Source organism: Iocasia fonsfrigidae, from assembly GCF_017751145.1.
GTDB lineage: Bacteria > Bacillota > Halanaerobiia > Halanaerobiales > DTU029 > Iocasia > Iocasia fonsfrigidae.
In genome coordinates, this window is the sequence record NZ_CP046640.1 from 1,846,195 (window position 1) to 1,858,856 (window position 12,662).

At 33.4% G+C, this 12,662-nt stretch carries 12 protein-coding genes; 10 read left to right on the forward strand and 2 right to left on the reverse strand.

The genetic code is table 11. The features are described from left to right. The first annotated feature begins 13 nt into the window (after positions 1-13). Positions 14-493, forward strand: coding sequence for a DUF6530 family protein (locus GM661_RS08780; protein ID WP_125990046.1), 480 nt, complete (start codon positions 14-16; stop codon positions 491-493). A 420-nt stretch (positions 494-913) separates the two neighbouring features. Here GM661_RS08780 and GM661_RS08785 read toward each other — a convergent pair whose 3' ends face one another. Then, a complete protein-coding gene (locus tag GM661_RS08785; protein ID WP_230869651.1) occupies positions 914-1,672 on the reverse strand; it encodes a M56 family metallopeptidase in 759 nt (252 codons plus the stop codon). Beyond that, positions 1,669-2,058: a BlaI/MecI/CopY family transcriptional regulator gene (locus tag GM661_RS08790; protein WP_230869652.1), complete on the reverse strand. Its 390-nt coding sequence runs from the start codon at positions 2,056-2,058 to the stop codon at positions 1,669-1,671. The genes GM661_RS08785 and GM661_RS08790 overlap by 4 nt, the downstream gene beginning before the upstream one ends. 302 nt (positions 2,059-2,360) lie before the next feature. On the opposite strand from GM661_RS08790, the gene GM661_RS08795 reads away from it, so the two are divergent. From GM661_RS08795 to GM661_RS08835, 9 genes are all read left to right on the forward strand, one after another. Further along, positions 2,361-3,560, forward strand: a complete 1,200-nt coding sequence (locus GM661_RS08795; protein ID WP_230869653.1) for a TrmH family RNA methyltransferase — start codon at positions 2,361-2,363, stop codon at positions 3,558-3,560. 509 nt (positions 3,561-4,069) lie between these two features. Further along, the gene (locus GM661_RS08800) at positions 4,070-4,696 is read left to right on the forward strand and encodes a TetR/AcrR family transcriptional regulator (RefSeq protein WP_230869654.1); all 627 of its coding nucleotides are present in this window, start codon (positions 4,070-4,072) and stop codon (positions 4,694-4,696) included. Between the two features lie 16 nt (positions 4,697-4,712). Continuing rightward, positions 4,713-5,417: an ABC transporter ATP-binding protein gene (locus GM661_RS08805; protein ID WP_125990056.1), complete on the forward strand. Its 705-nt coding sequence runs from the start codon at positions 4,713-4,715 to the stop codon at positions 5,415-5,417. After that, entirely contained in the window at positions 5,404-6,642 is a 1,239-nt protein-coding gene (locus GM661_RS08810) for an ABC transporter permease (RefSeq protein ID WP_230869655.1), read from the forward strand. Before GM661_RS08805 ends, GM661_RS08810 begins: the two co-directional genes overlap by 14 nt. A gap of 12 nt (positions 6,643-6,654) precedes the next feature. Further along, the gene (locus tag GM661_RS08815; RefSeq protein ID WP_230869656.1) at positions 6,655-7,908 is read left to right on the forward strand and encodes an ABC transporter permease; all 1,254 of its coding nucleotides are present in this window, start codon (positions 6,655-6,657) and stop codon (positions 7,906-7,908) included. A gap of 48 nt (positions 7,909-7,956) precedes the next feature. Next, positions 7,957-8,697, forward strand: a complete 741-nt coding sequence (locus tag GM661_RS08820) for an outer membrane lipoprotein-sorting protein (RefSeq protein WP_230869657.1) — start codon at positions 7,957-7,959, stop codon at positions 8,695-8,697. Positions 8,698-8,890: 193 nt separating this feature from the next. After that, positions 8,891-10,024 (forward strand): hypothetical protein, encoded by a 1,134-nt coding sequence (locus GM661_RS08825; RefSeq protein ID WP_230869658.1) that lies wholly within the window; start codon positions 8,891-8,893, stop codon positions 10,022-10,024. Between the two features lie 154 nt (positions 10,025-10,178). Beyond that, on the forward strand, positions 10,179-11,360 hold the full coding sequence (locus GM661_RS08830; protein WP_230869659.1) for an aminotransferase-like domain-containing protein: 1,182 nt from the start codon (positions 10,179-10,181) through the stop codon (positions 11,358-11,360). 70 nt (positions 11,361-11,430) lie between these two features. Further along, a complete protein-coding gene (locus tag GM661_RS08835; protein WP_230869660.1) occupies positions 11,431-11,817 on the forward strand; it encodes a hypothetical protein in 387 nt (128 codons plus the stop codon). Positions 11,818-12,662 lie beyond the last annotated feature (845 nt).

The following is a 12,662-nucleotide window of genomic DNA, read 5'->3' on the forward strand; positions in this document are numbered from 1 at the left end:
TAAGGAGGTAATCATGCAAATACCAACTAGTTTGAAGCACAAACCAGTTATTGTAACTGAAAACTATGAGAATGTTGACGGTAGAGCTGCTTATCATTCAGATGCAAAGGGGCTTTCATTAGGATTAGCTCAGTGGAATGATAGAGGGAAAGTAGATATTTCAGCTAAAGTATGGAGGCATACAGGTAAAAAGTGGTCAAGACAGTCTGAAGAATTACCACTTCATAGAGTGTTGGATATGGCAATTTTAATCTGCAGGGCACAGCAGCATTTTAGAGAGGCCTACCGCTATGAGAAATTATATGATATTGAAAACCCTGTTATAGATAGAGTAGGTTTACAGGGTGATGCCATGACAGTCGCTGTTTGTAAAGATAATGAAAAGATTGATGAGGATATTCAATTATTTAATCAGGCTCTTAGTGATGATGATGAACTTATAGGTGAACGGTTACGTACTTTATCAAGGATATTAAAAGAAATGGGATATTAAATTTAATAGTGAGAGGAGTTTTTCAGTCATCTAAACTGTGACAATATATCATTGTTTATATTCTTGCTAATTTATAATTATGTACAAGTAAAGAAAACTAATAATATAAGCGGCAGCCCATAAGCTGTCGCTTTGTTTTTAAATGAACAATTTTTATTAAATTCTTGCTCAGTTAATAGCTGTTAATTTTAAACTTAAGGAAAACTTACAGATAATCTATCTAAAAACTTCGGGAAATTTCAGGCAGTTCTAGGTATTGATCTTAAGGTTCCAGAAGGTGATTTACTTTATAATGATTTATTTAAATACATTTCCACTTTCTGTTGTATGACTTGAGCCGTTTCTTCGGCAGATTGTTTTTTGCTAAAGAATTGCTTAATTTCTTTATTAATAATCTGCTCAACCTGTATGTCATTAAGATTAGCTAAGAAGCTTTTTATTTGATAAAGGTTTTATTCTGCTAATTATTCCAAACTCAGTATTTTGAGCAAATGCCTCAGCTTCATATGTAATCTTGATAACTTCCTTAGGTTGTTCTTTAGCATTAGTTAACAAAGAAATTGCTAAACCTGAAAACAAAACAATACCTATAAGTGACCAGATAAAATAATGTTTTTTAAAGTTCACAATATTTTGCACCCTTTCCATTATATGTTTTTTATGATTGAGCAGGCCGGCAACACCATAAGGGCAGTTGTATCCAGCAAAGATGTCAAGCATCTTGAGCATGGTATTTCCATACTTTTTATACTCTTCTGGTTCAATACAGGATAATACACGGGTATCACAGGCTGTTTCAGCATCCTGACGTATTTTATTAAAGGTAAACCAGACTGACTTTGGAGAAGGATTTATTACAATGTTTTCTTGCGGTCGAGTATTTATTTTGGTTTTAGTATTGTTGGAATAAATAGAGTTTGAACTCATGTACCGTATACGGGGAGATTGTATTTCTTCTATCTTCTGCTGATTGTGGGTAAAAAAGTTAAAAATACTTAGGTTGCTTTCTGGGGCATAGGGTATGATTAATCTTATTAATAGAATCAACCAGATTAAATAATGCCAGAAGGCACTGATTTTTTGTTTAAATATTTTTTTTACAAAGAGAATTACTAGGGCAGTCATAGTCCCCAGAAAAGACATCGTCAGTATTACATGAAATACCTTAAAAAGAATCATTTTTCATCGTCTCCATTTTCACTTTCATTTAATATATTTTTTAGTTCTTCAATTTCCTGACTTGATAATCTTTCATTTCTTAAAAAATTAGCCATTAATAACTGGAGTGAACCATTATAAACCCGGTTCAAAAAGCTTTTCGTTTCTTCCTTCATACAGAGTTCTTCTTCATATAAGGGATAATAAATATAGGGATTATTTTTTTCTACATGTACTACACCTTTTTTCACAAGTCTTCTAAGTAAAGTATGTACAGTTTTTCGACTCCACTTTGTTTCCGGTATGATCTTATCAATTATTTTCGCAGCGGTAAGTGGTGAATTTTCCCATAAAACCTTCATAACCTGCCATTCAGCATCTGATATATTCGGTAATTTTTTATTCATTACTTTCTCTCCTTTGAATATGTTATTAGATTTGTAATCTCAAAATGTCAAGCATTAAATTAAAATTTCAATTTAATTTCTACTATTGATTGTAGCTTATATCTCTATTAACATTGGTAACTAATTATTTTCAAAAAAGGTAATTCCTATAAAAATACTTGTAATTCATATTAAATTATATTATGATATTTTTAATAGTCTGCTGACTGGAAATAAGCCAAAGCAATTAGAAATGTCCTTGATAAAGTAATTTTGAATCTAAAATGACTAAACAGTATAAGTTTATTTTGGAGGTAATAATCGTGGTAGAAATAATTAAAAAGCTAAAACATCAAGTGGTTCAGGAAGCAAGAGAATTATCTAAAAGTAAGAATAGGATTGCAGAAAACAAGATACAATTACGTGGCCTGGAACAAATAAAATGGGCTTGGGATGCTGGTTTGAAAATAAACAGTATTATCATAAGTGATAATGAGGATCCAGCAGATTATAGGGGGATTCCATGTCCAATCTACCAAACTTCTAAGGGAATTTTAAAAAAGATTACTGGAACTAATTACTTAATTGAGAGTGTGGGAATTGCTGAAGGCCCTCCAATTAAAGGTGAGCTAGATGAATTTGTATTATTGTTGGATAATGTAAAAGACCACGGGAATATAGGAACTATTATTAGGTCTGGCATGGCATATGGAATTAAGGATTATCTGACCACTAGTAATGACCTTGATCCCTATATGCCTAAAACAATTGATGCTTCTCGTGGGACTAATTTCAAAGTATTTTTTAGAAGACATTCTCATCCCCAGGAGGCAGTTTCTTATCTTAAAGAAAAGGGGTATCAGATAATAGCTACTAGTCCACATGGGAAGTCATTACAATCAACCATTAAACTGGATAAAAAACCAGTTGCATTAGTAGTAGGGAATGAAACATCAGGGGTTTCTGATGAAGTCCTAAAAGCAGCTGATCATATTGTTCAAATACCTATGTATACAGGAGTAGAATCACTTAATGTAGGAGTGGCTACAGGAATTAGTATTTATGAATTACGCCTTAAGGAGGTTTTAACCATGTTAGCAGATAAAATTATGGCAAGTCTGGGGAGAGAAATCAATGTAACATCACAACTTATTAGAAAAGCATTTAATATTAAATTAAAGGAAATAAGTGAATATACTGGGGATCATGTTATATTTTTAATGGTACTTAAACGAGAATTTCAAATGAATGAGGAGCAAATTGAAAAACAATTTGGATACTTTAGGAATAGTTTAAAAATATTTCTTAAGCCCTTATTTGAAAATAATTTAATAAAAAAAGAAAGAGATGAAATTGAAATTACTAAAACTGGTGAAGAGTTATTAGCTAAGTTGTGGCCTATTCATGAAAAAACAGAAAACATATTATTACAGGAGTTTACCGAAAAAGAAAAGAAAGAATTGAGAAGATATTTAGGGAAAATTCAACAAAACTGTATAAAAGTAATGAGATATAAAGCATAAGTTACAAATGTTTCTCTTTTTCTTTGTTTAGTTTAAGGATTAGGGTTTGCAGGATTGTCGATAATTTTGAAGTCCAACAAATATATTTACTTCCCTTGTCGTACACTAAGGAGTCCTGCCTTCGTTTACTGTCGAGAAATTGTCTTTCGGCTCACTGACTCTTCTTTTTATTACGCATGGTCGAGTCAGTATTAGGCCATCGAGGCCAAGTTCCATGCCTCCAGATAATTTCTAGTGTCGTCCAGTAAATATATTTGTCTGGTTTATGATATTCTAAATAACTTTGAGTAATAAATATTTTAAAATAAAGAAATTATTTTTTGTTGATTAAGTGGATGGTGAAGCACTTTGTTCTCTGAAAGAATTCGAGCAAATAGTGGAGTGGAGGAAAGGGAGTAATATTTGACTTTAGTAAAGCTTTATATTATAATATGACTTAAGATTCATATGAACATGACTTCATGTTCATAAAATATATACTTATAGATAGAATAAAAGGAGTGCGGTATATGCCTAAAGAGACGTTTTTTAATCTGGTTAATGAAAAAAAAGAAAGGGTAATAGAAGCAGCTATAGATGAATTTGCTCTAAGGCCGTATCATCAAGCCAGGATTACAGCTATTGCAGATAATGCCAGTATAGCAAAAGGTAGTTTTTACCAATATTTTGAGGATAAAAAAGACCTTTTCAAATATATAATTGAATTGTCAGTTAATAAAAAATTGAAGTATATTAATTTAGATATGATAAAAAATAAGGATAAATATAGTTTCTTTCAATTATTAAGGGAGGTATATTTAAGCGGCTTTCGTTTTGCTAAAAGACACCCTAAGTTACTTGCAGTTGCCTCAAAGCTAGCTAATAATAAAGAATTATACCGTGAAATATTTGGTGAATATAAAGACAAGAGTTTAGAATTTTTTTTGGAATTACTTGAGCAGGGTATAGTTGAAGGTGCAATAGATTCAAAAATTGACCCTGTATTTGTTGCCAAGATGTTGACTAATATTAGTTATACATTAAGTGATTTTATATATGAAGATGGTGAAATAGATTTGAATAATATAGATGAATCCATGGAAATTATTGATAAAATGCTTTATTTTATTGAAAATGGTCTCAAGAAAAGAGATTAATAGGGGGTCTGTAAAAATGGCTTTATTGGAATTAAAAGCAGTCAAAAAGATATATCAGCAGGGGAAAATTGAGGTGCCTGCTCTAAGGGGAATTGATCTGACGGTAAATAAGGGTGAATTTACTACTGTTTTTGGTCCTTCTGGTTCAGGAAAGACTACGATGTTAAATATGATTGGCTGTCTTGATAAACCCAGCAGTGGTGAAATAAACTTCAATGGTCAGAATCTTAAAAAACTGGATAAAAAAGGTCTGGCTATGCTCAGGAGATATAACATTGGGTTTATCTTTCAAAGCTATAACTTAATTCCTGTTCTGACAGCCTATGAGAACGTAGAATTTGCCATTAGATTAGTTGATAAACACAGTAAAAAAGAAATTAGAGAACGGGTAATGAAAATACTGGCAGATGTTGGCCTTGACGGCTTAGAAAACAGGAGACCTAATGAGTTATCAGGTGGTCAGAAACAGCGGGTAGCAATAGCCCGGGCCCTGGTAAAAGAACCAAAGCTAATTCTGGCTGATGAACCATCTGCCAATCTGGACTCCAAAACAAGTGAAGAGGTACTGGAGGTAATGGTTAAGATGAATGAGGAACTGGGGACTACCTTTATTTTCTCTACCCATGATCCCCAGGTGATGGATTATGCCCATCGTATGCTGGAAATTCGAGATGGTTTAATATCCCAGGATAAAAGGGGGGAAAGTTATGTTTCTGACTAAACTGGCTTTTAAGAATTTGGTACGCCACCGTAATCGAACCCTGATTACTGCCCTTATTATTGCTTTTGCGATATTTTTCTTTATTTTAATGGATTCTTTGATTGGTGGTATGACTGAAATGTCTTATGAGAACATTATTGAATATGAGGCTAGTCATCTCCAGGTAGTAAGTCATGAGTACCGGGAAGAGGAAGATGAACTACCTTTGAAAAACCTGTTGACTGTTGATGAACAGCTAATAGGTGTAGTCAAGAGGGTTGCAGGGTACCAGGCTAGTTTAGCAGAGTTGAATTTTCAGGCCAGGTTAAATGATGGGATTAATGAACTCCCTGTAATAGGCAAAGGGGTTAATCCTGATAAGTTATTAGATGTATTTGAACTGCAGGATAAGTTTGTGGAAGGTTCAATTTTTTCGTCAGGGGAGTACAAGGCCGTTATGGGAAAGAGACTGGCTGATTTGCTTAAATTAAAACAGGGTGATTATATTACACTGCTGGTGAAAGATAAAAATGAAACCTTTAATACAATTGATGTAGAGATATCAGGTCTGCTTCATACAGGTAATCCTAAGGTTAATAGTAGTATTGTTTATCTTCCCCTTAATATTGCTCAACAGGCCCTTAATGTCGATAATCAGGTGAGTAAGCTAATAGTCAGATTAGAAAATAAAGATTTGGCCGAAATCTCCGGCCATCTGCTGGCAGAAAATTTAAAAACTTTAGATAACAACCTTGAGGTGATCTTATGGGGAGACCTGGAAGCGGTATCAGTAGCCGGGGCTAAGCAGATGGGGAATCAAATGATTCTAGCTATTATATTATTGATTGCAGCAATTGCTATTATTAATACAGTAATTCTGGCTGCCCTGGAAAGAATGAAAGAGATCGGTATGATGAAGGCTATGGGTTTACAAAGAAAAGAGATTATTTATACCTTTGTTCTGGAATCAACTGGAATTGGTATGCTGGGAGGTTTAATTGGTTTATTATTAGGGGGTATTGGTGTCTGGATATTTTCAAAATATGGAATAGACTGGGGTGCTATGATAGGTATGGATATGTCTGCTTTTGGGATGCCAATTATCGGGAAAATGTATGGTGTCTGGAATCTAGGGACTTTTCTACTGGTCTTTGGCTTTGGGGTATTTGTATCGTTGTTGTCCAGTATTTTACCAGCTTATTGGGCAGCCAGTAAAGACCCGGTTGAGGCTATTTATCATCAATAAGGGGGTAGAGAAATGAGCTTTCTTGCTAAAATTGCCTTTAAAAACCTGTTTAGACATAAATTAAGGACGATTGTCTCCATTATGGCTATTGTTTTTGCGGTTATGATTGTTGTTTTTGCCAGAGGGTATATAGTTGGCTTGATAGATTCAACTTTTGCTGATCATATTCAATATAATTCTGGACACATCAAGATAGTTGCTCAGGAATACCAGCAGCAGGAGCGTATCCTGCCCCTCATTTATCCGGTGGATGGCTTTAATGGTCAGGAATTGAATGGGATGATTGAAAGTTTAAAGGAAATTGATGAAGTCGAGAGGGTAGTCCCCAGGTTAAAGTATGGGGCTATGGTTAGTACAGAAGATGAATTAGTAACCATGATCGGCTGGGGTGTTGACCCAACTCAAGAAATTGAGTTTACTGATATTGAGGATAAACTGCTTAAAGGCAGAATGGTACAAAAAGGTCAGCTGGAAGTCGTTATGGGAACAGCCCTGTTAAAAAAGTTAAATCGTCAGCTTGGTGATAAAGTAACTATTTTATCCAATACAGCCTTTAACTCTTTAAAGGGTGTTACCTTCAAAATAGTTGGCAGTATAGAAACAGGGATTAAAATGCTTGATGAAATTGTCTTCTATCTACCTCTTGACCAGGCTCAAGACATATTATATATGGAAGATCAGGTGACCGAACTCTTGCTGGTAACAGAGAACAGGAACCTAGTTGAACAGGTATTACCTGATGTTAAAGATTTACTGACCAGGAACGGGGCTGCAGATAGGTATCTGGCCCTGGGTTACAAAGAGACCAGTGACCTCTTACCCTACATGGAAATGGCTAAGTTAATTTATAATCAGATCTATATCTTTCTGGTACTATTAGCCTGTATTGTAGTTGTTAATACTATGATCATGATTGTTAAAGAACGGACCAAGGAAATCGGGATGATGTCTGCCTTGGGACTGGAAAGTAAGGATATTTTATGGCTCTTTATTATCGAGGGTGGAATTATGGGGGTTATTGGTAGCTTTTTTGGGGCTTTATTTGGTTCACTGCTCAATGCCTATCTATCTGTAAGGGGTATTGATTTTAGTTCTGCATTGACTGGATTTAGTTCAGATATTATAATCAAATCAATTATTTATCCAGTTTCTTCAACCGGAAATACTATCTATGCCTTTGTGTTAGGTGTTATTATTGTTACTATCGCCTGTATTATTCCAGCCCGTAGGGCGGCTAAACTAGAACCTACTGAGGCTATGCGATAAGATGTAGGAATTACTATTATTACTAAAAAGAAAAGGGGCTATTAAAAGGTGAAAAACATAATTTTACTATTTTTTTGTTTTTTTACGGTAGTTGTTATTATTACTCCTGTTAGTGCTATTACTGCTGAAGAGATTATCAATCAAAGGGATAAAAACGAATATCTTGAAGCAGCTAGAGTAGAGTCAGAGATGCTTATTGTTAATGGTAATCGGAAAATGTCCAAGACAATGGAGTCTTTTATTGAGGGGAATAATGCTTTATCCCATTTTACTAATCCACGTGATAGGGGAACTAAGTTTTTAAAGAGGGGTGATGACCTCTGGATGTTCTTTCCTGATGCTGAAGATATAGTAAAGATCTCCGGTCATATGCTTAACCAGGGTATGATGGGTAGTGATTTTTCATATCAGGATATGATGGAATCTGATAAATTGACAGATTTATATAATTTTGAACTGATTGGTGAGGAAGAGTTGCATGGACGTCAGTGTTATGTTTTAGAGGGTATAGCTAAGGAAAATAAAGAGGTTTCTTATTATCGACGCAGGTCCTGGATCGATAAGGAGAGATTTATTGGTCTTAAGGAAGAACTATATGCCCAGAGCGGTCGTTTATTAAAAATAATGAATGTTAATAGGGTTGAGCAGATAGATGACCGCTGGTATCCAATTGAATCAGTAATGGAAAATAAACTGAGGAAGAATACCAGTACTGATTTTATTATTAAATCAATAGAATTCAACCCTGGAATACCTGCTGGAACCTTTAGTCTGGAAAATATGCAGTAATTAGCCCTGATAAACTACTAGAAACTGTTCGAAAAGTATCAGTATATACCCGTCGGGGATTATATATCCCTTCACTCAACGGTAACACCTTAACTTCGCTTAGGGATATATAATCCCCTGTTTATACCTTTTCGAACACACACTACTAATGAAATATCTATCATAAGAAAGATTAGATGAAGGGATGATATAAATGCATGAAACTCCTATTTTAATAATAGTTCTCTCTCTAGTCTTTGTTTTTTCTACACAGTCGTGTGCAGTTGAGGTCGGGGGGGAACTTAAGGTTTTATTATCAGGTGTATTACAGGATGATGGAAGCCTTGATAGTGAGGTTATAGAGAGTTTAAATCTGGAGTTTTTTCTTCCGCGAATAGCTAATAATGAGATCCGTTATGAATTTAAAATAGATAAGCCCTTACAGGATTTACAGGAGGGGGAGGAACTTAGTTATTTTGCCAAAAAACTCTATCTTAAACATCGTTTTGATGGCTTTCACTTGACATTAGGGCGGCAGCCTGTTTCCTGGTCTTTTGGTTCTCTGCTTAATCCCGTAGACTATACTTTGGGTTCAGTTGCTCTGGATGAAGAGAATAATAGCAAATATACAGATGCCCTGGAAATGTATATTCCACTTAACTGGAATTCCAGCCTAGCTATTGTGAGTTCTTTTCCTGCTGGGTTTAGCAGTGATTTTGATAAGATGAAATGGGGAATCAGGACCAGGGTAGGGGTAAGTGGTTATGATTTAACTATAAATTATGTACGGGAACCAGAGTTAATATTTGATGAAAATCCCTTTAATGACATTATAACAGGGGTATCCTCAGTTATTCCTAAAAAAAGGGCTGGTTTTACAATCAAGGGTGATTTGAAAGACTTAGGGGTCTATGGCTCTTATGGGCATTATTTTGATGAAGGAGTAGATGGGAGTAATAGTTATCTGCTGGGGGTAGATTATAGTTATAATCTCAACTATTATACAACAGTTAATATGCAGTTAGAATACCTGGCAATTGAGTTAAATAGTCTGGAAACAGTACAGGACTTATTATCAGGGGTGGATATTTTAAATGAGAGAATTAATTTATTAACTGGGAGTATGACCTATCCTATTGATGATTTTTCTTCAATATCATTGACAACAATGCTAAATCTGGATGATAGTAGTTTTGTTTTAATACCTGGTTATCAAAGTACCTTGCCTGGTAATCTTGACCTTGATATTAGTTCTTCAATTTTCCTGGGTGAAGAGGATTCCCTTTTCAGAGCTAAAGGGTTAATGCCTAAAGCTGTTACAACAATAAGTTTGAGTTATCCATTTTAACTGGCAATTAATAAATTAAACCAGGATTTCACAAATACTTGACTTTAATACTTAAATCTATTATTATAGTAATAATATAATTTATTTTGTCAACAATTTAATTATGTAAAAGTGTTATTATTAATTAGTAAAAAATAAAAAGGAGAGAAAAATAGTGAGCAATATATTCTCAGAACGCATAATAGATGTTCCTAAGTCATTTATCAGGGAAATATTAAAAGTAGCTGTAGAACCAGATATAATATCCTTTGCTGGGGGGCTGCCCAATAGAGATCTTTTTCCAGTATCAGCTCTTCAGGAAGCAAGTAATGATGTTTTTGATTCAGCAGGAAAAGAGGTATTACAATATAGTAATACAGAAGGATACCTCCCTTTAAGGGAATATATTGCCCAAAGATATGAAACAAAAAAAGGTATTAAGGTATCCCCTGAAAATATACTTATTACCAATGGTTCACAACAGGGATTAGATCTCCTTGCTAAGGTATTTTTAAATCAAGGGGATGAAATTATAATTGAGGAACCTGGGTATCTAGGAGCTATTCAGGCTTTTTCTATATATAGTCCATCATTTAGAACAGTTCAACTCTCTGATGAGGGTTTAAATATACAGGAACTGACAGGGGTACTTAATACGTATAATCCTAAATTAATGTACACAGTCCCTAATTTTCAAAATCCTTCAGGTATTTCTTATGCAAAGTCTAATAGGGAAGCTGTAGCCAGTCTTATCAAAGATAAAGATATTTATTTAATAGAAGACGATCCCTATGGTGAGCTGAGGTATATCGGGGAGGATATAATCTCATTTAAAAAAATATTACCAGAACAAACTATACTGTTAGGGTCTTTTTCAAAAGTAGTGGCCCCTTCCTTTAGAATTGGTTGGGTTGTGGCCCCAGATTTTATTATGGAAAAACTTATTATTGCCAAACAGGCCTCAGATCTACACACTAATTATATTAGTCAGAGGATTCTAGATCAGTATCTAAGTGACAATGATCTTAATGAACATATTTCCTTGATTAAAGATACTTATAACAGACAGAGGAAAGCAATGTTAAATAGTATTACAAAGTATTTCTCTGATGAAATTAAATGTACTAAACCTGAAGGGGGAATGTTTTTGTGGGTAACCTTACCAGATGACATACCAGCTATGGAATTTTTTGATCTGGCAATTCAAAATAAAGTTGCCTTTGTACCAGGTGACCCTTTCTATATAAACAAGAAAAATACTAGTACTTTAAGGTTAAATTATTCATGTGTAGATGAAAAGAACATTGAAATGGGAATAAAAAGATTAGCTGATACATTTGCCAGAGTAATAAAGTAAAAGTTTACTATTGATGCCATCATAAGCATTGAGCTGTTAAACAATAAACATAAAGAAAGAGCTGAGACTATTGAAAAAAATATTAGTCTTTTTACATGTATTTGTTAGTCTAGGAGCTTTATATGGTGGTATGGTTGCCATTAGAAATCCATATAATCCTTTAGGGGCTTCTGTAGAACTTTTAGAAGTGTCTCCCTTTAGTAATTTCTTTATTCCTGGTGTTATTTTATTTGTAATAGTTGGTCTTGGTAATATATTTGCTGCACTCTGTTTAAAATATCAATTTAAATTCAGCTTATTGATTAGTAATCTTTTAGGTTGGGCGCTAATCGTTTGGATTATAGTGCAGTGCATAATGATGAGAACAGTTAATTTTTTGCATATAATCTATTTTGTAATTGGATTAGTTGTGGTACTAATTTCAATAAAGTTAATCTTGGATTCGATAGACAACTGAAATTCTTTATTAAGAGCATGTTGAAAAGGAGTTAGAAAAATTAAAATAATTTCTAAAAAAAAGAAGGAGATTTTCAAAAGATAACGAATATAATAATAAATGGAGGAAATATTCGGGAATATAAATATCTATAATATAATACTTTAAGTGTATATGGCTATAATTATAACAATTAAATATTAAAAGCTTTTTAGTAAAATATAAGTTAATAAGGAATATTTAAAACTATAAACTATATATATAAAATATAAAGTGATTAGTTAATTATTTTACTTAAAACTAAAACGGTTTAGTAAGTCGAATACTGTAAATGAAGTGGAAATAATGTAGAAAAAAGGGACTGGCATATGTTCTTAATTTTACCAGCAATTAGGATATTATTCATTTATTTTATACCAATAATTCTGGAATTTTATAGTTAAGTTAAAAGATTTGAATATTTTTATATTATGGATTAGATGATTGCTCCCTTGGTTAGCTTGAGGAATTTGCTGAGGACGTTTCCTATATAACTACTATATATAAATTATTAGTTGCTTACTCTTGCTCGAAACTAAAGCGATTTAGTAAATCAAATACTGTAAAAGAGGTGGAAGATATGCAGAAAAAAAGGACTGGCAGATACTAAATATAAATTATAAGATGATAAGCAATTTTCTTACTTAAAACTAAAACGGTTTAGTAAATCGAATATTGTAGAAGAGGTGGAGATTGTGTAGAAAAAAAGTACTGGCATATGGTTTTAATTTTATTAGCAGTATTTGCGATACTATTTATTCATCTTATACCGATGATCTGGGGATTTACGTTTAATTTTAAGAATTTGAATATTTTATATATAGGGC

What these genes read in the sequence shown, in the direction of transcription:
- GM661_RS08780 (WP_125990046.1), top strand. Translation starts at nt 14, where the DNA reads ATGCAAATACCAACTAGTTTGAAGCACAAACCAGTTATTGTAACTGAA.
- GM661_RS08785 (WP_230869651.1), bottom strand. Translation starts at nt 1,672, where the DNA reads ATGATTCTTTTTAAGGTATTTCATGTAATACTGACGATGTCTTTTCTG.
- GM661_RS08790 (WP_230869652.1), bottom strand. Translation starts at nt 2,058, where the DNA reads ATGAATAAAAAATTACCGAATATATCAGATGCTGAATGGCAGGTTATG.
- GM661_RS08800 (WP_230869654.1), top strand. Translation starts at nt 4,070, where the DNA reads ATGCCTAAAGAGACGTTTTTTAATCTGGTTAATGAAAAAAAAGAAAGG.
- GM661_RS08805 (WP_125990056.1), top strand. Translation starts at nt 4,713, where the DNA reads ATGGCTTTATTGGAATTAAAAGCAGTCAAAAAGATATATCAGCAGGGG.
- GM661_RS08810 (WP_230869655.1), top strand. Translation starts at nt 5,404, where the DNA reads ATGTTTCTGACTAAACTGGCTTTTAAGAATTTGGTACGCCACCGTAAT.
- GM661_RS08815 (WP_230869656.1), top strand. Translation starts at nt 6,655, where the DNA reads ATGAGCTTTCTTGCTAAAATTGCCTTTAAAAACCTGTTTAGACATAAA.
- GM661_RS08825 (WP_230869658.1), top strand. Translation starts at nt 8,891, where the DNA reads ATGCATGAAACTCCTATTTTAATAATAGTTCTCTCTCTAGTCTTTGTT.